Consider the following 22,323-nt stretch of genomic DNA (forward strand, 5'->3'; position numbering starts at 1 on the left):
CGTGAACGCGTCTCGCCAGCGTTCGATCCGACGTCAGGAACTCCAGGCTCGGCTTCAGGAGGGTGTAATGAACAGCGAAAACATCGGGAAGCTCACACAGAATCTTCGCGGCGCTCTTATCGGACGCGATCATGTCGACTACGAGGACGCCCGCAAGCTGTACAACGCCATGATCGACAAGCGGCCGCTGCTGATCGCAAAGTGTACGGATGCAGCGGACGTGAGTGCCGCCGTAAACTTCGGCCGCGACAACGAACTTCCGATCGCCGTCCGCGGCGGCGGCCACAACGGAGCTGGATTTGCCAGCGTCGACGACGGCCTCGTCATCGATCTGTCGCTGCTGCGGGGTGTGCGCGTCGATCCGGTAAGGCGGACCGTTCGCGTCGGCGGCGGGTGCACAACTGGCGACGTCGACCATGCCACCCACGGCTTTAGGCTTGCAATCCCCTTCGGTATCGTCTCGACCACAGGCGTAGCGGGCCTGACGCTGAACGGCGGCCACGGATACCTCACCCGCCAATACGGGCTTGCCATCGACAATCTGATCGAGGCCGACGTGGTGCTGGCGGACGGCACGTTCGTCATCACGAGTAAGACTGAGCGCCCCGATCTCTTCTGGGGGCTGCGCGGCGGCGGCGGCAACTTTGGCGTCGTCACCAGTTTTCTGTTCGAGGCGCACCCTGCGGACACCGTCTATGCCGGTCCGATCTTCTGGGAGTTGGAGAAGGCCGCGGATATTATGCGCTGGTACCGCGAGTTTCTGCCGACCGCGCCGGACGAGTTCTACATTTTCCTTGGGCTACAGACAGTTCCCTCGGCCGATCCATTCCCGGTGGACCATCGTGGCAAGCGGATCTGCGTGATGCTCGTTTCATACAACGGGGCAGTCGCCGACGGGGAGAAGGCAGTCAACGCCGTCCGCAAGGCGCTTCCCGAGCCGATTATCGATTTTGCCGGTCCGATACAATACCCAGCCCTTCAAGCCATGTTCGACGGGCTCTATCCGAAAGGCCTACAATGGTACTGGAAGGGCGACTTCGTGAAGACGCTTCCCGACGCAGCGATCGAAGCGCACATCGAGCAGGTTGCCAAGGCGCCCAGCGAACCCTCGTGCATGCACCTCTACCCGATCGACGCCGCTGTCCACCGCAAGGCAAAAAATGAAACGGCATGGAATTGCCGCGATGCCACGTGGTCGATGGTGATTGCTGGGGTCGACGCCGACCCGCATCAGGCGCCGACGCTGAAGAAATGGGCAACCGACTATTGGCAGGCGGTCCACCCGTTCGATCTCGGCGGCGCTTATCCGAACTTCATGATGGGCGACGAAGGCGACGCACGCCTGAAGGCCACGTACGGCGACAACTACGAGGGTCTCGTCAACCTGAAAAGGAAATACGACCCGGGCAACTTGTTCCGGATGAACCACAACATCCGTCCTGCAGCCTGACCTCTCGAGGAGCCTGCCGAGAGCGGCGTTGCCTAGAAACGCCACCGTCGAACGGCCGTGATCGCAGGACACCACACCATTCTGGTCGACGGCTGCGTCGCGCCAGGACAGGCCGAGTAAGTCGTCGAAAATGTCAGCGCCCTGCCGCATGCTTCTGGTGAAAAGGAACACGAGCCAGGGCGGCGAGATGACGAACAACGGACGAATTTGCCGATGCCTGGCACTGCGTGCGCAGCGGCTATTTCCATTCCCAGAACAGATTAGACGAGAAGGGCCGGTGCTGCACCATGCTGCCCGCACGATGGGCCTTCTGCTCGTAGGCTGCAGTTTCCGCCTCTCCGTTCAATCCAACAAAATGCATCCTTGTCGACAAAGTCTTTGGTTGTCCTTTCTGGCGGAAGACGAAATGCACCGCGCAGGTCGGGTACTGCCAATTGTCGGTTAGAAGCTCGGCGAACTGCTTCGCATCCTGCTCGCGCCCCTGTCCGGTGAAGGCCAGAAACTGGCCGAGATTGAAAAATCCCGCGAACAGAGGATAGGCACCCTGCTGCTGCATCTGGACAGCCTGACCGGTCGTGAAGTCGCGGCGGTAGGACAGGCCTTCCGTCAGACCTTTCGCTTTCTTTGCGGAGTAGCTGACGAGGTTCTTTTGGGCTAGCAGTTCCATCGTCAACGCGTAGGTCTGGTAGCGCTCCGCGTTGGCGTGAAGGTCATCGATCCTGGCTTTCAGGTCAACGATGTAGTCTCGATACAATGCGGCCGCCATTCTCAACTGCTCCGTCAGCGTGAGCGCGCTAGCTATCAGATAATGCCCCAGCTCCAAACCGATTTTGCGTCTCGCGATCCGAGCTTGGGACGGAAATCGCTTCAGGCGTGCAATGCGTGCCCGAGCGCCTTGAGGGCAGCCTCCTGGAGAGCCTCGCTGCGCGTCGGATGCGCATGGATCGTACCGGCGAGGTCCTCCAGCCGCGCGCCCATCTCGATGGCCAGTGCAAAACCCGCTGAGAGTTCGGAAACGCCGACGCCTACGGCCTGCAGGCCAAGGACGAGATTGGTATCGGCCCGGGCGACGACGCGTATGAAGCCCTCCTCCGACAGCATGGTCATCGCCCGGCCATTTGCGCTGAACGGGAATTGTCCGACGCGGATCGCATAGCCTTGAGCACGTGCCTCGTCCGGCGAAAGCCCGGCAGTCACGATTTCCGGATCGGTAAAGCAGATCGCCGGAATGCAGCGTTTGTCCCAGGCGCGCTTCCTGCCGGCAATGATCTCGGCGACCATTTCTCCCTGCGCCATGGCGCGATGGGCCAGCATCGGTTCACCGGTGACGTCGCCGATTGCATAGACGCCCCGCATGGAGGTGCGGCAGCGATCATCGATGCGAAGGTACGGCCCGCTGCGATCGAGATCGAGCTCTTCGATACCTGAGCCTGCCGATCGCGGCCGCCGACCGACCGTGACAAGCACCCGGTCGGCAGGCAGCAGTTGTTGCTGTCCGCCCGATGTCTCGACGACAAGTGCATTGCCGTCGTCCGAGAGGCTCTTTGCCTCCGCTCCCGTCAGGGTGCGAATGCCGAGATCACCAAGCCGGCGCGCGACGGGTCGCACCAGGTCGGCATCATATTGCGGCAGTATCTGCTGGGTGGCTTCGACGACTGTTACCTCTGAGCCCAGCTTGGCAAAAGCGATACCGAGTTCGAGGCCAATGTAACCGCCTCCGACGACAACCAGTCTCTTCGGCACTTCGCCGAGCGAGAGCGCCTCGGTGGACGAGATCACCCGACCGCCGAAAGGAAGGGCGGAAAGTTCCACGGGCTTAGAACCTGTGGCGATAACAACAGTCTCCGCGCGGATGACCTGCATGCCCGTCTCGGTCTCGACCTCGACCGTCTTACCGTCGCGGAAGGCCGCGCGGCCGTGAACGATCTTGACCCTTGCCTTCTGCAGCAGCGCGGAGACACCGCTGTTCAGGCGGCCGACGATGCCGTCCTTCCAGGCAATGGTCTTGGCGAGGTCGATGGTCGCGGCCTCGATACCGATGCCCATTGCGTTTCTGCCGGTCAGCATCTGCTTGGCAGCACCAAACTCCTCGGCCGCATGGATGAGGGCCTTGGAAGGAATGCATCCGACGTTGAGGCAGGTGCCACCCGGCTTGTCAGCCTCGACGATGACGGTGTCGAGACCGAGTTGCCCGGCTCGAATGGCGCAGACATAACCGCCGGGTCCAGCGCCGATGACGAGAAGCTTGCAGACGATCTCTTTCATAAATCCTAGCCTTCGATGAAAATCAGGGCGGGTGTTTCGAGAAGCACCCGGACACGTTGGACGAAGGTGGCAGCATCCCATCCGTCAATGATGCGGTGGTCGAAACTCGAGGATAGGTTCATCATCTTGCGCGGCACGAACTGCGTGCCATCCCAGGCCGGGCGCACGGCAATCTTGTTCACGCCGATAATGGCGACCTCCGGGTGGTTGATCACCGGTGTCGAGACGATGCCGCCGAGCGCGCCAAGCGAACTGATGGTGATGGTCGAGCCGCTGAGCTCGTCGCGGGTCGCGCTACCGGCGCGCGCCGCCTCGGCCAGGCGGCTCATCTCGATCGCACAATCCCAGATGCCGCGTGCCTCAGCGTTCTTGACGACGGGCACGACAAGTCCGGCGGGTGTCTGGGCGGCAATGCCGATATGGACGCCCCCATGCCGGGTGAGGATGCCTTTATCGTCGTCGAAGGTGGCGTTGACACTCGGTTGCTCGGCAACCGCCTTGACGATTGCCCGCATAAGGAACGGCAGCACGGTGAGTTTCGGCTGCTCTGGCTTGCGGTCGCGGTTCATCGTGGCCCGCAGCTCCTCCAGCGCGGTCACGTCGACTTCCTCGACATAGGTGATGTGGGGAATGCGAGAGGTCGACAGCGACATCTTTTCGGCGATCCGGCGCCGAAGGCCGGTGAGCTTGACCTCCTCGGTCGACGTTTTTTTCGCGATGGCCGGTTGGAGGAAGGGCAGTTCGCCGCGCGCGATGAATTGCTCGACGTCTTCGCGAAGGATGCGACCGGCGGGGCCAGATCCCTTGAGCTGACGCAGGTCGACGCCGCTTTCCCTTGCCAAAAGCCGAACAGATGGCGACGCCAGCGGTTTTTCTGCGGGAACCGCGGCCTGAGGTCGTGGTGGGAGGGCAGCCGTCGGCGCAGCTGTGTCTTTTGGTTGAACTGTCGGGGGGGTCGCACTTTCAGGAGCCTTCGCGCCAGCAGCGGCAGGCGCGTCGACCCGTTCGATCGCCGCACCACTGCCCGTCTCGATGCGCACAAGCGGCGCCTTGACCGCGATCTTGTCGCCGATTTCGGCACCCAACCAGACGACAGTCCCCGTGACCGGCGACGGGATCTCGACGGTCGCCTTGTCGGTCATAACGGCGGCGATCACCATATCTTCCTTTACCGGGTCGCCTGCCTTGACATGCCATTCCACGAGTTCGGCCTCGGCCACGCCTTCGCCGACATCGGGCATCTTGATGATGAATTCGCCCATGTCTCAGGCCTCCATGACTTCGGCAAGTGCTCGCCCGACACGTCCGGGGCCGGGGAAGTAATCCCATTCCTGGGCGTGCGGATACGGTGTGTCCCAGCCGGCGACGCGCACGACAGGCGCTTCAAGATGGTAGAAGCAGTGTTCCTGCACGAGCGATGCGATCTCGCCGCCAAATCCCGACGTCAGCGTCGCCTCGTGGACGACGACACAGCGTCCCGTCTTGCCGACGGATTGCACGATGGTATCGAGATCAAGGGGCAGCAGACTGCGTAGATCTATCACCTCGGCATCGATGCCGGTATCCTCGGCGGCCGCCAGCGCGACATGAACCATCGTGCCGTAGGCGATCACCGTCACCGCCGAGCCTGCGCGTCGAACGTCGGCCTTTCCGATCGGAATCGAATAATGCCCTTCGGGCACCTCGCCGAGCTCATGCTTCGACCATGGGGTGACGGGCCGTTCGTGATGACCATCAAACGGCCCGTTGTAAAGCCGTTTCGGCTCCAGGAACATCACCGGATCCGGATCCTCGATGGCGGCAATCAGCAGCCCCTTGGCGTCATAGGGATTGGAGGGCACGACCACCTTCAATCCGCAGACATGCGTAAACAGCGCTTCCGGGCTCTGGCTGTGTGTCTGGCCGCCGAAGATGCCGCCACCCGTCGGCATGCGAAGGACGATCGGGCACGTAAAGTCGCCGTTCGAGCGATAGCGGATGCGGGCCGCCTCCTGGGTGATCTGATCGTAGGCCGGATACATATAATCGGCGAACTGGATCTCGACGCAGGGCTTCAAGCCGTAGGCCGCCATGCCAATGGCCGTACCGACGATGCCGGATTCGCTGATCGGCGTATCGAAACAGCGTGTCTTGCCGTATTTCGCCTGTAACCCTTGAGTGCAGCGAAACACCCCGCCGAAGTATCCGACGTCCTCGCCGAAAACCACCACATCGTCATCGCGGGCCATCGAAACGTCCATGGCGCTTCGCACGGCCTCGATCATCGTCATCCTGGCCATCTCAGAAACCTGCCTTCTGCCGCTGGCGGCGAATGTGGGGCGGCATTTCCGCATAGACACCTTCGAAGATGTCACGCACCGAGGGCCTGCCACCGGCATGCAGCGTGCCGTGATGTTCTGCCTGCTTCTGGGCTTCGATGACCTCGTCCATGATTTCGGCCTCGGCCTGAACATGGCGTTCTTCCGACCATGCGCCCCTGACGATCAGATGCTTCTTCAGACGCAACACCGGGTCACCCAACGGCCAGGCTTCGGACTCGGTCTTCGGCCGATAGGCGCTTGGATCGTCCGATGTCGAATGGGCGCCGACGCGATAAGTGACGTATTCGATCAAGGTCGGCCCAAGGTTGCGCCTGGCTCGTTCCGTGGCCCAGCGAGCAACCGCGTAGACGGCGAGGTAATCGTTGCCGTCGACGCGCAAGGCAGGAATTCCGAAACCAAGTCCGCGCGCGGCAAACGTGCCGGAGCCGCCACGTGCGATCCCCTGGAAGGTGGAAATCGCCCACTGGTTGTTGACGATATTGAGGATGACCGGGGCCTTGTAGGTGGAGGCGAAGACCAAAGCGGAATGAAAATCGGATTCTGCCGTCGAGCCGTCGCCGATCCAGGCCGCCGCGATCCTGCTGTCGTTCTTGATGGCCGAAGCCATGGCCCAACCGACGGCCTGCACATATTGGGTCGCCAGATTGCCTGAGATGGTGAAGAAGCCGTGCTCCTTCGACGAATACATGATCGGCAGCTGACGGCCGCGCAACGGGTCGCTTTCATTCGAGAAGATCTGGTTCATCATCTCGACCATGGGATAGTCGTCGGCGATGAGAAGGCCCGCCTGCCGATAGGTCGGGAAATTCATGTCGCCCTTGCGAAGGGCCTTGCGAAAGGCGCAGCTGACGGCTTCCTCGCCCAGATGCTGCATGTAGAACGACGTCTTGCCCTGGCGCTGCGCCATCAGCATGCGGGCATCGAAGGCGCGAAGCTTCATCATGTTGCGCAGGCCGGTCAGCAGCTCCTCGTTGGACAGCATGCCCGTCCACGGGCCGACGGCTTCGCCCTCCCGATTGAGCACACGGATGATCGAATAGGCAAGGTCGCGGATCTCCTCCGGCGCAACGTCGATCTCGGGGCGCGGCACCACACCGGCCTTGGCAATCTTCACGTTGGAAAAATCAGGTTGGCCGCCCGGTCGCACGGCGGGTTCTGGAACATGGAGGCTCAGTTGAGCTGCGTCCGTCATATCGTAGTTTCCCTCCCAGCTGCGATGTTCGTTTCTCTCCTCAGAAACGGAACGCCGCATTTCTCGTTCTTATAGATTGCGCGCGATTACCATTTTCTGCACGTCGCTCGTTCCCTCGTAAATCTGGCAGATGCGGACATCCCGATAGATACGCTCGACAGGATAGTCGGCCATATAGCCGTAGCCACCATGAATCTGGATCGCATCCGAGCAGACCCGCTCTGCCATCTCGGACGCAAAGAGTTTGGCCATCGATGCTTCCGAAAGGCACGGCAGACCATTGTCGCGCAGCGTCGCGGCATGAAACACCAGCTGACGGGCGGCCTCGATCTGGGTTGCCATGTCGGCGAGGCGGAAGGCGACCGCCTGATGCTCGATGATTGCCTTGCCGAAAGTCGTGCGTTCGCGCGCATAGTCGCGCGCAGCCTCAAAGGCAGCACGCGCCATGCCGACTGCCTGAGCGCCGATCCCGATGCGACCGCCTTCGAGGTTGGCGAGCGCAATCCGATATCCCTGGCCCTCCGAACCCAGCCGCAATTCGGCCGGGATGCGCATGCCGTTGAAGGCGATCTGGCAAGTGTCGGTCGAATGCAGCCCAAGCTTTTCCTCCACGCGGATGACTTCGTAGCCCGGCGTATCGGTTGGGACGATGAAGGCGGTAATTCCCTTCTTGCCGGCATCCGGATCGGTCACGGCAAAGACGATGATCACCTGGCCATTCTTGCCCGAGGTGATGAACTGCTTGGCACCGTCGAGCACGTAATGATCGCCATCGCGGCGCGCCCGGCTGCGCAGATTGGATGCGTCCGAACCTGCTTGCGGTTCCGTCAGTGCAAAGCCGCCGATCCATTCGCCGCTGGCAAACTTGGGCAGGAAACGCTGCTTCTGCTCATCGGTGCCGAATTTCAAGATCGGCACGCAGGCCACGGAACTGTGGACGCTCATGATGGTCGAGCATGGTCCGTCGCCGGCGGCGATTTCTTCAAGTGCGGCTGCATAGGCGACAGTGCCGGTATCGGAACCGCCATAGTCTTCGGGAACCAGCATGCCGAGCATGCCGAGTTCACCCATCTCGTTGAGTTCTTCGCGTGGAAACCTGTGCTCCCGGTCACGCGCAGCCGCACCCGGGGCAAGGCGCTTTCGGGCAAAATCGCGCGCAAGATCGCGGATTTGTTGGCTCAGATCGGAAAGGATCATGCTCGTCTCCTCCCGGCCCTTCTAATGACGCTCGATTGCAACGGCGGTTGCCTCGCCACCGCCGATGCATAGGGCAGCCATGCCGCGCTTCAGCTCATAGCGCTCGAGAGCCGCAAGCAGCGTGACGAGAATACGTGCGCCAGACGCACCGATCGGGTGCCCAAGGGCGCAGGCCCCGCCATGCACATTGACCTTTTCGTCCGGCAGCCTCAGGTCGCGCATGGCAGCCATGGCGACAACGGCAAATGCTTCATTGATCTCAAAAAGGTCAACGGTATCGAGCGGCCAGCCGATCCGATCGGAGAGCTTCTGCAAGGCGCCGATCGGAGCGGTGGCAAAGAGATTGGGCGCCTGCGAATGCGTGGCATGGCCGCTGATTGTCGCAAGCGCGTTCAATCCCCGGCGTTCGGCTTCGGAACGACGCATCAGCACGAGAGCGGCCGCACCATCGGAGATCGAACTGGAGTTGGCTGCGGTCACGGTACCGCCGTCGCGGAAGGCCGGTTTGAGGAGCGGAATCTTGTCGATCCTTGCCTTGCCGGGCTGTTCGTCTCGGCTGACCATCTGTTCGCCCTTTCCCGCGGTGACGGAGACCGGCGTGATCTCGGCGTCGAAGTAGCCGGCCTCGATGGCCTTTTGCGCGCGCATCAGCGATGTGACCGCATAATGGTCCTGCGCCTCGCGCGTGAACTGATATGCCTCGGCGCAGTCCTCGGCGAAGGTGCCCATCAAGCGTCCCTTGTCATAAGCGTCCTCCAGCCCGTCGAGGAACATATGATCGATGACGCGCCCGTGGCCAAGCCGGTAGCCGCCACGGGCACGATCAAGGAGATAGGGCGCATTGGTCATGCTTTCCATGCCGCCGGCGACGCCGACAGTGGCGCTTCCCGTCGCCAGAAGATCATGCGTCAGCATGACGGCTTTCATCCCGGAGCCACACATCTTGTTGACGGTGCTGGCGCCGGTGGAAAAGGGCAGGCCTGCCCCGATTGCCGCCTGCCGGGCAGGTGCCTGGCCCTGGCCTGCCGGCAATACGCAGCCGAACACGACCTCGTCGACGGCATCGTGCTCGACCAGGCTGCGCTGAAGCGCCGCGCGGATAACAGCGGCCCCGAGCTCGGGTGCGGCTGCCTCTTTGAGTTCACCTTGGAAACCGCCGATCGGCGTGCGCGCTGCACCGACGATGACGATAGGGTCCTGCAAAGCCATTGTCTCAATCCTTCCAGACAAACGGTCAGCGCGCGCTCATGCGCAACGCACCGTCGAGGCGAATGACCTCGCCGTTCAGCATGCTGTTTTCACATATATGGCGCACCAGCGCGGCAAATTCGGCGGGCCTGCCGAGGCGCGGCGGAAAGGGCACACTCTTGCCGAGCGCTTCCTGCACTTCATGCGGCATGCCTGCCATCATCGGCGTTTCGAAAATGCCCGGGGCAATCGAAACGACGCGAATGCCGTGGCGGGCAAGCTCGCGGGCGATCGGAAGCGTCATCGAGGCGATGCCGCCCTTGGAGGCAGCGTATGCGGCCTGGCCGACTTGCCCGTCGAAGGCCGCGATCGAGGCGGTGTTGACGATGATGCCGCACTCGCCCTCGGCATCCGGCTGCTGATGCTGGATGGCCGATGCCGCTAGACGGATCATGTTGAAGGTGCCGACGAGATTGATGCTGATTGTCCGCACGAAATTGTCGAGACTGTGGGGACCATCGCGGCCGATGACCTTCTCGCCCGGCGCCACGCCAGCGCAGTTTACGAGCCCGCTCAAGCCGCCGAATGACTCCAGCGCGGTTGCCACCACAGCGGCTCCATCCTCCGCGTTGGTCACGTCGGCCTTGACGTAGCAGGCATCGGTGCCAAGCTCTGCGGCAATTGCCTCTGCGACTGTATCGTTGAGATCGGCGATGACCACGCGCGCGCCGTTTTCAACCAGCATACGCGCCGTTGCCGCACCGAGGCCTGACCCGCCGCCGGTCACGATAAAGGTTGCTCCACGGATCAGCATCGGTCTCCTCCCATCACCTTGCGATCGTCGCCTGTGGGATGTGCCATCCTTCCGGTACGATCCCAAGGAAGTGGATTCTATTCCGTCGCCATATTGCAAGCGATGACTAAAGTGCTGCATTGTTTTGGACAGTTTTGCCATAAGTGGGAGGAACTGGTGGCTGACATCGATAGGCGCATGATCGCGCCGGGATTCGTCGAGGAGGCGCTCGATAGCCTGAGGCGTATGGGACGGCCGACACGACCACTGCTTTCTTCGCTGGGGCTGCCGGCGGTGGTCGATCAGCCGGTATCGGCCGAAACTTACGGCGCTCTGTGGCTTGCCATCGCCCGAGAGCTCGATGACGAGTTTTTCGGGATGGGCGGGCGGCCGATGCGCAGCGGCAGCTTTACCCTGCTTTGCCATTGCGTCTTGCATGCACGAACGCTCGGCCATGCGCTGCGCCGGGCTCTGCGTTTCCTCGACGTCGTGCTGGATGATCCGCGCGGTCAGCTTGTCGTCAAGGATGGGCTTGCTGAGATCGAGCTGGCCGATGCCGGTGGACCGCGTTCGGCGTTCGCCTATCGCACCTATTGGATCCTCATCCATGGAATAACCTGCTGGCTGGTTGGTCGGCGCATTCCGATCCGGCTCGTCGACTTTCGCTGCGCCGAACCGAAGCAGGAGGCCGACTATCGGCTGTTCTTCGGCGCGCCGGTCAGGTTTGGGCAACCGATAAGCCGCCTTGGCTTCGACAGTGCGATGCTGGAGCTGCCGATCATGCGCACGCAGCAGGCGCTGAAGCAGTTTTTGCGAGGGGCGCCGGCCAATATTCTGGTGCGTTATCGCTATGATGCGGGGCTTGCTTCCAGTGTCAGGCGGCGGCTCGACAAGGTGCCTCCATCTGCATGGAAGAATTTCGCGGATCTTGCCGCAGACATGCGCATGCCGCCGTCCACCTTGCGTCACCGGCTTCGTGACGAGGGACAGAGCTATGCCGGCATCAAGGACGATATACGCCGTGATCTTGCCGTCGACATGCTGCTCAACACGTCGAAGACCATCGGCGATATTGCCGCTCAGCTTGGCTATTCCGAGCCCAGTGCCTTCTTCCGCGCCTTTCGCAAATGGATGTCGAAAAGCCCGCACGCTTTCCGCAGGCAAAGCGGTGCAGCCGCCCTATAAGGTGGACACAACGCTTGAGAATATCCGCCACTTCTCGTGGATCTACGCCCTGAATTTCCCAGAAAATTTTGAAAGTCTTTCGCCGGCGGCATGGAAATACCCGTCGACCTACAAGATCCCTCTGGCCGCCGATCGGCCGAGAATATTCAGCATCCGCCTTGCCGAGTGGTCGGTCAACCGCGAAGACACCATTCGTCGGTCGAAAGCCGTCGGCGAGCCCCCTGATACTTGCAATCTCCGTGCTTGCAGCAATCTCCATGGCGGTGGCGAGCGTTGCAGACTATTATATTCCTCCTTGCATCGATGCGTCGGCGAGGCCGGAACGTGTGCTGATGGCCATCGAATGCATGCGTGCTCTTGAAGGAAGGTTGACCGGTATGCCTGCCGCTCGCGACGATTTGCGGGATTTTCTGCGCCAAGAGCCAGATTGCATTCTCGTCCAAGTGACGAGAGCAGTCGGCTCGACACCGCGCGATACCGATGCCTGGATGCTGGTGGCCAAGAGCCGCTGCTTTTCAACCATCGGCGGTGGGCAGCTGGAATATATGGCGATCGATCAGGCACGACGCACGCTTCGCCAATCCCAGCCGACCACAACGATGAGCATTCCGCTTGGTCCGGAAATTGGTCAATGCTGCGGCGGTCGGGTCGGGCTGTCGTTCACCCCAGTGACGCGCGACGTTGCAAACGAGCTGATTGCGCGAACCGACGCCGAGATGGCCCGAAGACCTCATGTCTATGTTTTTGGCGCCGGACATGTTGGCGACGCTTTGGCAACGGCATTGTCGCTGGCGCCCCTGCGTACGGTGCTGGTCGATACCCGCGACGACGAGCTTGCCGCGTCGCGTGCATCGGGCATTGAAACATGCCTGACGGCAATGCCAGAGGCGATCGTGCGCGATGCGCCGGCGGGAAGCGCATTCGTCATTCTCACCCACGACCATGCGCTCGACTTTCTGATCGCCGCCGAAGCACTGCGTCGGGGCGATGCCGCCTATGTCGGGATGATTGGCTCGAAGACAAAACGGGCGACCTTCAAGAACTGGCTCACGCACGAAGTCGGGAGCAAAGAGCTCATCGATTGCCTCGTCTGCCCGATCGGCGGCACGGCCATAAAGGACAAGCGTCCCGCCGTCATTGCAACGCTTGCAGCCGCCGAAATCATGGTGGCCGCCCTGTCGTATCACGCGTTGGCCAGTACCAAAAAAACAGTAGCTTAAAGCGGTCCGGCTTTAATCCCCAAGGTCAACGCTCGAAAGGTTCGCCGAGCGAGGCAACGCCATTCAGCTTCAACAGGCGACGATCTGCCGAAATGATGCCGAGCACGATGATCGTGACGAGATAGGGAAGGCTTGCAAGCAGCTGTGACGGAACGTTCAATCCCGTCGCCTGGGCGGCAAGGCTGATCAATGATACGGCACCGAAGAGGCATGCCCCCAGGAAAATGCGGCCGGTCATCCAGGTTCCGAAGACGACAAGCGCGATCGCGATCCAGCCGCGCCCGGCGATCATCCCATCTGCCCAGAGCGGTGTGTAGACCACTGCCGCATAGGCGCCGGCAAAGCCGGCCATCGCGCCGCCGAATGCGACGGCGGCAAAGCGAATGGCAATGACGCGATAGCCAATCGCGTGGGCGGCCTTGGGATTCTCGCCGACGGCGCGCACAACGAGGCCGATCTTCGAATAGGCAAACATTGCCCAGATGGCGAGCGTTGCCGCGAGCGACAGCCACACGACGGCGTCCTGGATGAAGAGCCCGCCAACGATCGGGATGTCCGACAACCAGGGAAGGGCAAGCTTTGGAATTCCCTTGACCGTCAAGCTTTCATAGGTCTTGCCGAAGAGTGCAGACAGACCCTGGCCAAGGATGCCGATGGCAAGTCCTGTTGCCACCTGGTTTGCCCGAAATCCAAGCGCGATAACCGCAAAGACCACGGAAAGGATGGCGCTGCCAAGCCCCGCGACGACGAAGCCTAGAAGATGTCCACCGCCATGGTAGACGATGATGAAGGCAAGTGCCGCGCCAAAGGCCATAAGACCTTCGACGCCGAGGTTGAGAACGCCTGCACGCTCGACCACCAGCTCGCCGAGCGCGGCGAGAAGAAACGGCGTCGCAGCCGCGAGCATGCCAGCAAGGATGAACGCGATGGCGTTCATGGCTGGCTCCAGTAGGCGCTCCGGCGCCATTCGAGACGATAGCGAACGAAGGCGATGGCAACCAGATAGGCGAGCAACAGGCTGCCCTGGAAAACACGGACCGCAGCGATTGGCAGGTTTGCCGACACCATGGCGTTGTCGCCGCCGATATAAAGTGCTGCCATGAACAATGCGGAGGCGACGATGCCAATCGGATGCAAGCCGCCGAGATAGGCGACGATGATGGCCGCATAGCCGTAACCGGTAGAAATCGAGCGCTGCAGCTGTCCCAAGGGGCCTGCGACCTCGGCCGCCCCGGCAAGGCCTGCCGCGCAGCCGCCGATCAGCAGCGATAGCCAGATCGCCCGGCCCTGCCTGAAGCCGGCATAACCGGCCGCGCGCGGCGCCAGGCCACCCACCTGGAGCTTGTAGCCGGTGAAACTCTTCTGCATGAAAACCCAGGCGGCCAATGAAAGGGCGATGGCAATCAGCAGCGAGACGTTGACGCGCGTACCGGAAATCAGGATCGGCACCATGGCGTCATACTGGAACATCACGGATTGGGGGAAGTTGAAGCCGTTCGGATCCTTCCACGGGCCCAGCAGCAGGAAGTTCAAAAGCTGCGCGGCAACGAGGCTCAGCATGAGCGAAACGAGGATTTCGTTGGCATTGAGCCTGACGCGCCAGAATGCGGTGAGCGAAGCCCAAGAGGCGCCGCCGATGACGCCAAGGAAAAGCATCACCGGCCAAATCCACTGCCCGGTTGCCTCAGGAAACCAGACGGGGATCGCGGATGCGAAAATGGCGCCCAGAATGAATTGGCCCTCGGCGCCGATGTTGAAGACCTTGGCGCGAAAGCCGATCGCAAGACCCTGTGCGATGAGCAGAAGCGGTCCCGCCTTCAACAGCACCTCCGCAAAAGAAGCCCAGGAGTAAAAGGGCTCGAGCAGCATTGCGTAGACAACATCGACCGGATCGCGGCCCATCAGCACGTAGAGGCCGAGATTGAGGATGGTGGCCGCCGAAAGGGCAAGGAAGGGTGCTGCCAGCGTTGCGGCAATCGAAGCGCGCTCCCGGCGCACAAGCGTGGGCAGAAAGGCAACGGACAGGGCACTCATGCAATGACCTTCTTCGGCAAGGGCTGTGCGCCAATCATGTAACGGCCGACCTCCTCGGGTCGGGTATCCCTGGTCACGAGCGGCGGACTAAGCGTGCCGTGGTGCATCACCTGGATGAAATCGCAGAGTTCGAAAAGCTCCTCGAGTTCCTCGGAAATCACGAGAATGGCCATGCCGTCATTGCGTAGCGCGACAAGTCTGCGGCGCACCGCGGACGCGGCGCCAACATCGACGCCCCAGGTGGGTTGCGCGACAAAAAGCAGCTTGGGTGAAAGCATGATCTCGCGGCCGACGATGAACTTCTGCAGATTGCCGCCGGAAAGGGCGCCGGCCTCAGTGTCCGGGCCGGGCGTGCGAACGTCATATTGGCGAATGCAGTCATCGGTGAAGGCCGTCGCCTTCGCCTGATCGATCAGGCCATGGCGCAAGAGGCTCAAGGGATGGGCCGTCAACAGGCTGTTGAGAACCAGCGACATCTCCGGAACCGCACCCCGTCCGAGCCTGTCCTCCGGGGCGAATGCAAATCCAAGCTGGCGTCGGGCGGCGGCGTTGAGCCGTCCGACATCCTGCCCCATCATGTAGATCCTGTCGCGCTGTTCTTTCGCCAGTTGAACCTCGCCAGAGATCAACGAGGCGAGCTCGCCTTGACCGTTGCCCGAAATGCCGGCAATGCCGAGGATTTCGCCGGAACGAACGGTGAGCGTGATATCGCTCAACGGTACGGCAAAAGGATCTTCGGGCCGGTGATTAAGGCCGATGATCTCAAGCCGCTTCTCGCCGCCCGACAGCGGCAGCGCCGGCATAGGCTCGGGCATGTCGCGACCGATCATCATGCGGGCGAGGTCGTGGGCATCATGCATGCGTGGGTCGATATGTCCCGTGACACGCCCGCCGCGCAGGATCGTCGCCCTGTCGCAGATCGCCCGAATTTCCTCCAGCTTGTGGGAGATGAAGAGGATGGAAACGCCGCCATCGCGCAGCCTGCGCAAGGTGTCGAAGAGCGTCTCGATGAGTTGCGGCGGCAGGACGGATGTGGGCTCGTCAAGGATCAGCAGCCTTGGACTGGTCATCAGGCAACGGATGATTTCGACACGCTGTCGCTCGCCCACGGAGAGCGTGTGCACATGAGCGAGCGGATCGACCTCCAGGCCGAAATCACGCCCGAGTTTGCCGATGCGCTGCATGAGATCGGCTTTCCTGCCTGGAACCACCAGCTGGATATTTTCCAAGACGGTCAGGGTCTCAAACAGCGAAAAATGCTGGAAGACCATGCCGATCCCCTTGCGCCTCGCCTCGGCGGGGGAGGCAAAAGCCAGGGGCTCGCCTCGCCAGACAACGGTCCCGCTGTCTGGCGGCTCGACGCCATAGATCATCTTCATCAGCGTCGATTTGCCCGCCCCGTTTTCTCCGAGAATTGCATGGATCGACTGCGGCGCAACATCCAGATCGATGCCTTGATTGGCATGGATCGGGCCGTAGCTTTTCGAAATGCCGCGAAGCGACAGGAGCGGGACGGTCATGGCTTACTTCGGCAGAGGCGTGGTCACGCCCTTGACGTGCCAGTCCATGGCCACGATTTCGCCATCCGTCAGGGTTTTGCCGGAGGCAGCACCCTCACTGCCATCGGCCTTGGTGATTGGTCCGGTGAACGGCGAAAGGCTTCCATCGGCAATCTTTTTTTCTGCCGCCTTGATCTTGGTCATCGTGTCGGCCGGGATCGCAGGGTTCCAATCCACGACCTCGACAACCTTGTCGGCAACACCAAGGAAAGTATTTGCGCCCTTGAACGTGTTGGATAGATGGGCATCGACCGAGGCCTTGAAGAACGGCGACCAGTCTGTGGAGACGCAGCCTAGATAGGTCTTCGGGGCGTAGCTTTTCATCGACGAGTTGAGGTTGAAGGCATAGACGCCGGCTTCCTCACATGCCGAAATGACAGAGGGGGTGTCTTGCGCATTGGAGAAGATCACGTCGCATTTTTGGGCAATCAGGGCCTTTGCCGCTTCCTGCTCCTTGGCCGGGTCGAACCACGAGTTCACCCACACGACCGAAACCTCGATATCGGGCCTGACGGCCTGGGCACCCAGCGTGAAAGCATTGATGGAGGTGATCAACTCGGGGATGGCGAAGGCAGAAACCGAACCGAGCTTGCCGGTCTTGGAAAGAGCAGCAGCCGCCATGCCAAGCAGATAGGTGCCCTGGAAATACTTGGCAGCAAATGGCGAGAAGTTCGGAGCCACCTGAAAGCCCGATGCATGCAAGACGGTGACTTTGGGATTGCGGCGGGCAATCTGCAGGGCACCGTTTTGATACCCGAAGGAACCGGCAATCAGGAACGTGTTTCCGTCGGCGACCGTCTTGTTCATGATCCGGTCAGCGTCCGGGCCCTCGGGAATATTCTCGACGACCGTCACCTTCACCTTGTCGCCATACGCGGCCTTGATGGGGTCGAGGCCGGCAGCGAGCGCGTGCCCCCAGCCAACGTCGCCGACCGGAGAGGGGACGACGAGTGTGATGCCGAGCGGTTTGTCAGCCGCCAGCGCCGCGCGGCCGCCAATGGCGCCGGCCAGGCCAGCAGCGGCGGCTGTCTGCATCAGGGTTCTGCGGGTTATCATTGTCATGTTTTGGTTCCCCTTTTTGGTGTTTTAAAATTCCACGGTCGAAAGAGCGGCCTCGGCCTCGGCAAACAGTCGGGCTTCGTCGAGGCCCGCGAATTCGCCTTTCTGCCAGACGATGCGGCCGTTGATCATCGTCAAGTCGGTCGGCATGCCGATGCCGACCTTGGCCATTAGGCTCAGCGGATCGTGGCGTGTGCCGACATAGTCCATGCGCCGTGTGTCGATTGCAAAAAGGTCAGCGGCCATACCCGGTGCAAGTCGACCGATGTCGCTGCGGCCAAGCAGGGCCGCGCCGCCTGTTGTTGCATAGCCGAGGAAATCGACCGGAGGCGGAACCGGGTGGAGGCGCGTGGATGCCGCCAGGCACTGCAGCATGTAGGCTGAGTGCAGGCAATGCATCAGATTTGAATTGTCGTTGGAGGCTGCTCCGTCGCAGCCGAGCCCCACCCGAAGGCCGAACGCTGCCATGGCGGGGATGTCCGTCACTTCGGCGCCAACCAGATAAACCGGCTCTGGGCAATGAGAAACACCGGTGCCGCTTGCAGCCATTTTGCGCAGTTCGTCATGTGTCAGTTCCCAGCAATGGGCATAGAAGGCATCGGGGCCGGCAAAGCCGAGTTCCGCTAAGTAGTCGACCGTGCGCATTCCGTGCCGCGCCGCCATGACCGGGCTCTCGCCCTCGCCAACATGCGTGTGCATCTGGACGCCGCGATCGCGCGCCAGCGCGACCGATTGGACGAAGGTCTCACGGTAGCAATTAACCGGCTGGCAGGGGGCGACCACCACCTGGCGCATGCTGAAGGGGCTCGCATCGTGATAGCTGTCGATCAGGCGTGCACAATCACCAATGAATTCGTCCGTCGTTTCGAGCATCTGATCCGGAATGGTCGAGCCCTTAGACTTCGGCAAGGTATTGCCGCCACGACCGGCGTGAAAGCGCATCCCGAGACGTTCGGCTGCCTCGAACTGGCGGTCGATCAGCCGTTTGCCGGCATGTCGCGGGAAGCAATATTGGTGGTCGAAGGCCGTGGTGCAGCCATGCTTGATCAACTCGGCCATCGCTGTGAGCGAGGCGTGGTAGAAGCAATCCTCGTTGAGCCGCGAGAAGACCGGATAGATGCGGTCAAGCCACTCGATAACCGAAAGCTTCGTCCAGTCGAGATCAGCGCGATTGCGCACGAAGCACTGGAAGAAGTGATGGTGGGTGTTGACGAGCCCCGGGTAGACGAACCAGCCGGCGGCATCTTGTGCGATTGTTCCGACCGGCAACTCGCTTTGGCCAAGATCTTCGCCGATCGCCTGGACCGCCCGGCCGTTTGTCAGAATGTCGACATTGCGTTGGACTGTCGGGCCCTTGCCCTCGTTAACGATCACAGCCGCGCAGTTCTTCAGGAGATAGCCGGCCATGTCACTCCTCGCCCGACCCGATCTGAGGTTCGGGCTTCAGCTCGTGCAGTCGGTGGATGCCGGGCATCTCGATGAAGGCGTTAAGCGCGCGGATTGCGCGCGACCAGAGGCGGATTGCGGGATAGGGATCGAGTGAAACGCCACCGTCCGGCGCGAGCGCCACGTAGGGGAAGCAGGCGATATCGGCGACTGTCGGATGGCGTGATGCGAGAAACGGCATGCCGCGCAGCTTCTGTTCGACGAGCCCGGCTTCCAACTCGCGTAGCGCCGTAATCCCCTGTGCCTGGAGGACGGCAATATCCCCCGGACGCAGTAGCATCTCATGCAGACGCGCGCCGCCAAGACTTGCCGTCAGCCGGTGCGAAAAGGAAAGCCACTGCTGCACGCGGGCGGCTTCCTCGGCCGTGCCGCCGCCGAGCCACTCTGGAGCACTCCTTGCCGCTAGATAAACAAGCATGGAAGACGATTCGGTCAGGATCAGCTCGCCGTCCTTGAGGATCGGTATGGAGCCTGCAGGGTTAATCGCCATGAGCTCGAGCCCGCGATGCTCGGCGCCGGGATGAAAATCCACCGGTCTGATATCGAGCTTGACGCCCGTCAGTGCCGCCATCAGACGCACTTTGTAGCAGCTGGGCGAAAGGATATAATCGTAGAGCTTCATTGCGCCACCAACTGTGCGCCATAGGTGTAGTCGTGGCGTTTCAGCCAGCGTCGGTAAGCGACCGACGTCAGGTCGGCTCGCGTCGGGATTTCCATACCGGGGTCGAGTGGCAGAAGAGGCGGGATCTGGTTTTCAAGGATCGACCGGTCCTGGAGAAAGATCGTCTGCTGGAAGTGGATGAGATCGGTCATCGGTGTGACATCGTCGAACAGCGCCATCCATGGCCAGACGTCGCACAGATCTTCAGCGAGCGGTTGCACGAAGAGCGTGATGACGTCCCATTCGCTGGGGCGCGGCGGGCAGGTCTTGTAAAGCACCGAGCAGGTCGGAGCCGGCACCCGGTACATGTATTCCGTCGTGATGCCGCCGCTTGCCGATTTTGCAGCCTGTGGCTGGTAGAACTTCACCTGTGTTGCCCAGACTTCGTCCTTTCGGATTTCGACCCTGTAGTTCTGCACCTCGGTGTGCGGTTCGGCCCCTAAGATGTCGGTATGCACGAAGGGAAAATGCGCGATGTCGAGAAAGTTCTCCACGGCGCGAAGCGGCGAACACCGCACGCGAACGACGCCAACATCGACAAATCGGCGACCAGGCTGATCAGCCTCGGGGATCGAAAACAGGTCCTTTTGCGGGGCGCCGAGAGAGGACCAGACGTGGCCATAGCGAACGCAAACGGGCAGCGGGCGCCGATCGCTTGAGGTGACTGTAGCGCTGCCGCCGTCGCGTGAGACTTCGATCGGTTCGCCCATCAGAGCGGTCTTGTACGCCTTGCCGTCGAGCTGGCTGAAGAGGCTGACCGGATACCACTCGTCGAGCATCGCTCCTTGTGCCATCACGCAAGCCCTTTTGTTTCGACGTCTTCGGCCACGCGCCGGACGGTCTCGGCGGCCCGGGAGGCCAAGATGCGTTCGCAAGGCGTGGCATCGCCATTGAGAAGAACATGAACGAGCGTCTGGGCCTGCGCCTGTGCGACAAGCAAAAGTGACATCTCTTTCGAATGCCGCGCGGTCCTGAGAAGGCCGTCGGCGCCCGTCTTTTCGCCGGCTGCGGCTTCAATGGCGGCGATGCCGGCATCAGCCGTCAGCGAGCGCAGAGGCAAGAGGCCTTGAAATCGCGGTGGCCCGTCGTCCCGCTCTCCAACAGCGACCCAGATCACCCCGCCGGATTCTTCGACCTGTTGTGTTGCGACGCGGATCGTCTGCGGCGGAATGAGGCCCGGATGGGCCGGAATGCGCAGACAGTGTCCGGCCTGTGCATAACTCCAGCCGTGATAGATGCAGGACAAAGCCTCGCCGCGGACAAAGCCATGGGACAGGCGCATGCCACGATGCGGACATCGGTCCGCCGATGCAGATGCACGCCCTGCCTCGCTTCTCCACAGCGCGATCGATCCGGCCGGTGTGCGTGCCGGCATTACCGTTCCCGACGGCAGATCCGCGGAAAGGGCGACTGGCGTCCAACAGCCCGTCGTATCGGGTGGCATGGCTAAACTTTCACAATATTATCAATGTCTTGCCAGTTGCAAACGCGACGCCAAAGGCGGGCGGCCTGCTCCAGACAGCCCTCACGTTTGCATAATTATTTCGCATTGGCAACGCTGATTAAATAAAGGGCAGGGGATAATTCTGCGGCTGCGCAACTGTCAATCTGCGTCGCTGCCGACCAGTGTGCGAAGGATCGTTTCGACCCAGACGTCGATCGGCCCGAGACAGCAGCCCATCTCCATCATGTCGATCAGTTCTGTCGGCCCGGTGACCTCCAGTTCGATCCGATCGGCGCTCGTATGAGATATGGCCTGCGACAGCCCAAGCTTTGCCGCGTGGCGTTCAATCCATGGAATGAAGGAGGCGGCATCAAGATCACCAAGGATCGTCATCCGTTCCTGCGATGGGCTTTGATGTTCTTCGGTCATGAAGGTCTCGCGGGCTTGCCTCTGGTGATAGCATAGCGCCGAAAAGAACTTGCGAAAGCCCCGTGATGCTCTTGTCACCGGTTCCAGCTTCATCTGGGGGCGACGTGCACCTGCTAAATTTCGTCACGATCAGCTGCTTTAGGAAGGGTTCTCGCATTGATGGCGGCGGTCTTTGCGAGCGGCGGTCTTGGCATGTGTCGGCGGCGTGGAAGCCATGCCTTGTCTTGATAGATGTCAATATCCATTTTGGTGTGAGGCGGTCCTCGCCGCTAATACCCGCCAATGAGAGAGGCCAATGAGAGAGATTGTGTAGCGGCTGGACGATCCCATCGCAGTCATGCGCGCTAAGGAGATCTCGATGCAGGAACCTGGCAAGACGCTTGACGAAATGACACTGCGCGAACGCTCCGACATCATGTCGCTGGTCGCCGAAGCGCTGGAAGAAACCGCCGGGCAGGCGCGAGAAATCGGCGACATCAAGTATGCCGCCAACTCGACCTGTCTTGCAAAAACGATCCGCGGCCTGGCCAGCGACCTTTCACCGCTGGAGCTGAAGGCGGCCACCATTCTACTCGAGCAAGGCATCTCGCTCGTCGCTTCGTTCGAGGACCGGGCGCGATCTGAAAGCAGTTTGCATTAGTGGGCTAAGTGCACCGGGCCGTTCGGCGTCTGAGATCGTAGTCAGAACCAGTGGCTATCCGATCCCGAAGGGAGCGCGCGAGATGGGTGTGTGAATTTCGCGCTTTCGATGCAATCTTGTCCTGCCTCGTGCCGCAAGCAGCCTGTCCATTTCATGCTGGCTGCTCCCGAAACTGGTCAGCAACCGTCGCGCTTCACCCTTGTCGAGGCAGTATTGTTTTTGCAGTGTGGCCGGCGAGTA

General features: G+C 61.4%; 21 protein-coding genes and 1 pseudogene. 5 read left to right on the top strand and 17 right to left on the bottom strand.

Annotated elements, in window-relative coordinates; translation table 11 throughout:
- The first annotated feature begins 67 nt into the window (after nt 1-67).
- On the top strand, nt 68-1,450 hold the full coding sequence (locus LPU83_RS64980) for an FAD-binding oxidoreductase (protein ID WP_024317258.1): 1,383 nt from the start codon (nt 68-70) through the stop codon (nt 1,448-1,450).
- 238 nt (nt 1,451-1,688) lie between these two features.
- Here LPU83_RS64980 and LPU83_RS64985 read toward each other — a convergent pair whose 3' ends face one another.
- The 8 genes from LPU83_RS64985 to LPU83_RS65020 form a co-directional block, all read right to left on the bottom strand.
- Nucleotides 1,689-2,216: a hypothetical protein gene (locus tag LPU83_RS64985; protein WP_024317257.1), complete on the bottom strand. Its 528-nt coding sequence runs from the start codon at nt 2,214-2,216 to the stop codon at nt 1,689-1,691.
- A gap of 101 nt (nt 2,217-2,317) precedes the next feature.
- Nucleotides 2,318-3,715, bottom strand: a complete 1,398-nt coding sequence (gene lpdA, locus LPU83_RS64990) for a dihydrolipoyl dehydrogenase (RefSeq protein ID WP_024317256.1) — start codon at nt 3,713-3,715, stop codon at nt 2,318-2,320.
- 5 nt (nt 3,716-3,720) lie between these two features.
- Nucleotides 3,721-4,977 (bottom strand): dihydrolipoamide acetyltransferase family protein, encoded by a 1,257-nt coding sequence (locus LPU83_RS64995; RefSeq protein WP_024317255.1) that lies wholly within the window; start codon nt 4,975-4,977, stop codon nt 3,721-3,723.
- 3 nt (nt 4,978-4,980) lie between these two features.
- Complete coding sequence (locus tag LPU83_RS65000; protein ID WP_024317254.1) at nt 4,981-5,994, bottom strand: alpha-ketoacid dehydrogenase subunit beta; 1,014 nt, start codon at nt 5,992-5,994, stop codon at nt 4,981-4,983.
- A gap of 1 nt (nt 5,995) precedes the next feature.
- A complete protein-coding gene (locus tag LPU83_RS65005) occupies nt 5,996-7,228 on the bottom strand; it encodes a 3-methyl-2-oxobutanoate dehydrogenase (2-methylpropanoyl-transferring) subunit alpha (RefSeq protein WP_024317253.1) in 1,233 nt (410 codons plus the stop codon).
- Nucleotides 7,229-7,297: 69 nt separating this feature from the next.
- A complete protein-coding gene (locus LPU83_RS65010; protein WP_024317252.1) occupies nt 7,298-8,425 on the bottom strand; it encodes an acyl-CoA dehydrogenase family protein in 1,128 nt (375 codons plus the stop codon).
- Nucleotides 8,426-8,446: 21 nt separating this feature from the next.
- Nucleotides 8,447-9,634 carry an acetyl-CoA C-acyltransferase gene (locus tag LPU83_RS65015; RefSeq protein ID WP_024317251.1) on the bottom strand — a complete coding sequence of 396 codons (1,188 nt, stop codon included), beginning with the start codon at nt 9,632-9,634 and terminating at the stop codon, nt 8,447-8,449.
- 25 nt (nt 9,635-9,659) lie between these two features.
- On the bottom strand, nt 9,660-10,427 hold the full coding sequence (locus tag LPU83_RS65020) for a 3-hydroxyacyl-CoA dehydrogenase (protein ID WP_024317250.1): 768 nt from the start codon (nt 10,425-10,427) through the stop codon (nt 9,660-9,662).
- 102 nt (nt 10,428-10,529) lie between these two features.
- Here LPU83_RS65020 and LPU83_RS65025 point away from each other — a divergent pair, with 102 nt between their 5' ends.
- From LPU83_RS65025 to xdhC, 3 genes and pseudogenes are all read left to right on the top strand, one after another.
- A complete protein-coding gene (locus LPU83_RS65025) occupies nt 10,530-11,591 on the top strand; it encodes an AraC family transcriptional regulator (protein ID WP_037071087.1) in 1,062 nt (353 codons plus the stop codon).
- Nucleotides 11,592-11,691: 100 nt separating this feature from the next.
- Nucleotides 11,692-11,947, top strand: a pseudogene (locus LPU83_RS65030) (xanthine dehydrogenase molybdopterin binding subunit); the annotation flags it as partial.
- A 21-nt stretch (nt 11,948-11,968) separates the two neighbouring features.
- A complete protein-coding gene (gene xdhC, locus LPU83_RS65035; RefSeq protein ID WP_024317248.1) occupies nt 11,969-12,811 on the top strand; it encodes a xanthine dehydrogenase accessory protein XdhC in 843 nt (280 codons plus the stop codon).
- Nucleotides 12,812-12,836: 25 nt separating this feature from the next.
- On the opposite strand, the gene LPU83_RS65040 is transcribed toward xdhC, so the two are convergent.
- The 9 genes from LPU83_RS65040 to LPU83_RS65080 all read right to left on the bottom strand — a co-directional run bounded on the left by LPU83_RS65040 (nt 12,837) and on the right by LPU83_RS65080 (nt 21,443).
- Nucleotides 12,837-13,748 carry an ABC transporter permease gene (locus tag LPU83_RS65040; protein WP_024317247.1) on the bottom strand — a complete coding sequence of 304 codons (912 nt, stop codon included), beginning with the start codon at nt 13,746-13,748 and terminating at the stop codon, nt 12,837-12,839.
- Nucleotides 13,745-14,845 (bottom strand): ABC transporter permease, encoded by a 1,101-nt coding sequence (locus LPU83_RS65045; RefSeq protein ID WP_024317246.1) that lies wholly within the window; start codon nt 14,843-14,845, stop codon nt 13,745-13,747. The genes LPU83_RS65040 and LPU83_RS65045 overlap by 4 nt, the downstream gene beginning before the upstream one ends.
- On the bottom strand, nt 14,842-16,365 hold the full coding sequence (locus tag LPU83_RS65050; RefSeq protein WP_024317245.1) for an ABC transporter ATP-binding protein: 1,524 nt from the start codon (nt 16,363-16,365) through the stop codon (nt 14,842-14,844). The genes LPU83_RS65045 and LPU83_RS65050 overlap by 4 nt, the downstream gene beginning before the upstream one ends.
- A 3-nt stretch (nt 16,366-16,368) precedes the next feature.
- Nucleotides 16,369-17,466 (bottom strand): BMP family ABC transporter substrate-binding protein, encoded by a 1,098-nt coding sequence (locus LPU83_RS65055; protein WP_024317244.1) that lies wholly within the window; start codon nt 17,464-17,466, stop codon nt 16,369-16,371.
- A gap of 24 nt (nt 17,467-17,490) precedes the next feature.
- Nucleotides 17,491-18,870 carry an amidohydrolase gene (locus LPU83_RS65060; RefSeq protein ID WP_024317243.1) on the bottom strand — a complete coding sequence of 460 codons (1,380 nt, stop codon included), beginning with the start codon at nt 18,868-18,870 and terminating at the stop codon, nt 17,491-17,493.
- Between the two features lies 1 nt (nt 18,871).
- On the bottom strand, nt 18,872-19,531 hold the full coding sequence (locus LPU83_RS65065) for a glutathione S-transferase family protein (RefSeq protein ID WP_024317242.1): 660 nt from the start codon (nt 19,529-19,531) through the stop codon (nt 18,872-18,874).
- Nucleotides 19,528-20,364, bottom strand: coding sequence for an aromatic ring-hydroxylating oxygenase subunit alpha (locus LPU83_RS65070; RefSeq protein ID WP_024317241.1), 837 nt, complete (start codon nt 20,362-20,364; stop codon nt 19,528-19,530). The genes LPU83_RS65065 and LPU83_RS65070 overlap by 4 nt, the downstream gene beginning before the upstream one ends.
- Nucleotides 20,364-21,014: a Rieske 2Fe-2S domain-containing protein gene (locus tag LPU83_RS65075; protein WP_024317240.1), complete on the bottom strand. Its 651-nt coding sequence runs from the start codon at nt 21,012-21,014 to the stop codon at nt 20,364-20,366. Before LPU83_RS65075 ends, LPU83_RS65070 begins: the two co-directional genes overlap by 1 nt.
- 159 nt (nt 21,015-21,173) lie before the next feature.
- Nucleotides 21,174-21,443, bottom strand: a complete 270-nt coding sequence (locus LPU83_RS65080) for an acylphosphatase (RefSeq protein WP_024317239.1) — start codon at nt 21,441-21,443, stop codon at nt 21,174-21,176.
- Between the two features lie 358 nt (nt 21,444-21,801).
- Between LPU83_RS65080 and LPU83_RS65085 the strand changes: the two genes are divergently transcribed.
- The gene (locus LPU83_RS65085; RefSeq protein ID WP_024317238.1) at nt 21,802-22,083 is read left to right on the top strand and encodes a hypothetical protein; all 282 of its coding nucleotides are present in this window, start codon (nt 21,802-21,804) and stop codon (nt 22,081-22,083) included.
- Nucleotides 22,084-22,323: the final 240 nt, after the last annotated feature.

This window comes from Rhizobium favelukesii (assembly GCF_000577275.2).
Taxonomy (GTDB): domain Bacteria; phylum Pseudomonadota; class Alphaproteobacteria; order Rhizobiales; family Rhizobiaceae; genus Rhizobium; species Rhizobium favelukesii.

Bases quoted from the DNA above. Each gene is read 5' to 3' on its own strand.
- LPU83_RS64980 (WP_024317258.1), top strand. From the start codon at position 68: ATGAACAGCGAAAACATCGGGAAGCTCACACAGAATCTTCGCGGCGCT.
- LPU83_RS64985 (WP_024317257.1), bottom strand. From the start codon at position 2,216: ATGGCGGCCGCATTGTATCGAGACTACATCGTTGACCTGAAAGCCAGG.
- lpdA (WP_024317256.1), bottom strand. From the start codon at position 3,715: ATGAAAGAGATCGTCTGCAAGCTTCTCGTCATCGGCGCTGGACCCGGC.
- LPU83_RS64995 (WP_024317255.1), bottom strand. From the start codon at position 4,977: ATGGGCGAATTCATCATCAAGATGCCCGATGTCGGCGAAGGCGTGGCC.
- LPU83_RS65000 (WP_024317254.1), bottom strand. From the start codon at position 5,994: ATGGCCAGGATGACGATGATCGAGGCCGTGCGAAGCGCCATGGACGTT.
- LPU83_RS65005 (WP_024317253.1), bottom strand. From the start codon at position 7,228: ATGACGGACGCAGCTCAACTGAGCCTCCATGTTCCAGAACCCGCCGTG.
- LPU83_RS65010 (WP_024317252.1), bottom strand. From the start codon at position 8,425: ATGATCCTTTCCGATCTGAGCCAACAAATCCGCGATCTTGCGCGCGAT.
- LPU83_RS65015 (WP_024317251.1), bottom strand. From the start codon at position 9,634: ATGGCTTTGCAGGACCCTATCGTCATCGTCGGTGCAGCGCGCACGCCG.
- LPU83_RS65020 (WP_024317250.1), bottom strand. From the start codon at position 10,427: ATGCTGATCCGTGGAGCAACCTTTATCGTGACCGGCGGCGGGTCAGGC.
- LPU83_RS65025 (WP_037071087.1), top strand. From the start codon at position 10,530: ATGACTAAAGTGCTGCATTGTTTTGGACAGTTTTGCCATAAGTGGGAG.
- xdhC (WP_024317248.1), top strand. From the start codon at position 11,969: ATGCCTGCCGCTCGCGACGATTTGCGGGATTTTCTGCGCCAAGAGCCA.
- LPU83_RS65040 (WP_024317247.1), bottom strand. From the start codon at position 13,748: ATGAACGCCATCGCGTTCATCCTTGCTGGCATGCTCGCGGCTGCGACG.
- LPU83_RS65045 (WP_024317246.1), bottom strand. From the start codon at position 14,845: ATGAGTGCCCTGTCCGTTGCCTTTCTGCCCACGCTTGTGCGCCGGGAG.
- LPU83_RS65050 (WP_024317245.1), bottom strand. From the start codon at position 16,365: ATGACCGTCCCGCTCCTGTCGCTTCGCGGCATTTCGAAAAGCTACGGC.
- LPU83_RS65055 (WP_024317244.1), bottom strand. From the start codon at position 17,466: ATGACAATGATAACCCGCAGAACCCTGATGCAGACAGCCGCCGCTGCT.
- LPU83_RS65060 (WP_024317243.1), bottom strand. From the start codon at position 18,870: ATGGCCGGCTATCTCCTGAAGAACTGCGCGGCTGTGATCGTTAACGAG.
- LPU83_RS65065 (WP_024317242.1), bottom strand. From the start codon at position 19,531: ATGAAGCTCTACGATTATATCCTTTCGCCCAGCTGCTACAAAGTGCGT.
- LPU83_RS65070 (WP_024317241.1), bottom strand. From the start codon at position 20,364: ATGGCACAAGGAGCGATGCTCGACGAGTGGTATCCGGTCAGCCTCTTC.
- LPU83_RS65075 (WP_024317240.1), bottom strand. From the start codon at position 21,014: ATGCCACCCGATACGACGGGCTGTTGGACGCCAGTCGCCCTTTCCGCG.
- LPU83_RS65080 (WP_024317239.1), bottom strand. From the start codon at position 21,443: ATGACCGAAGAACATCAAAGCCCATCGCAGGAACGGATGACGATCCTT.
- LPU83_RS65085 (WP_024317238.1), top strand. From the start codon at position 21,802: ATGCAGGAACCTGGCAAGACGCTTGACGAAATGACACTGCGCGAACGC.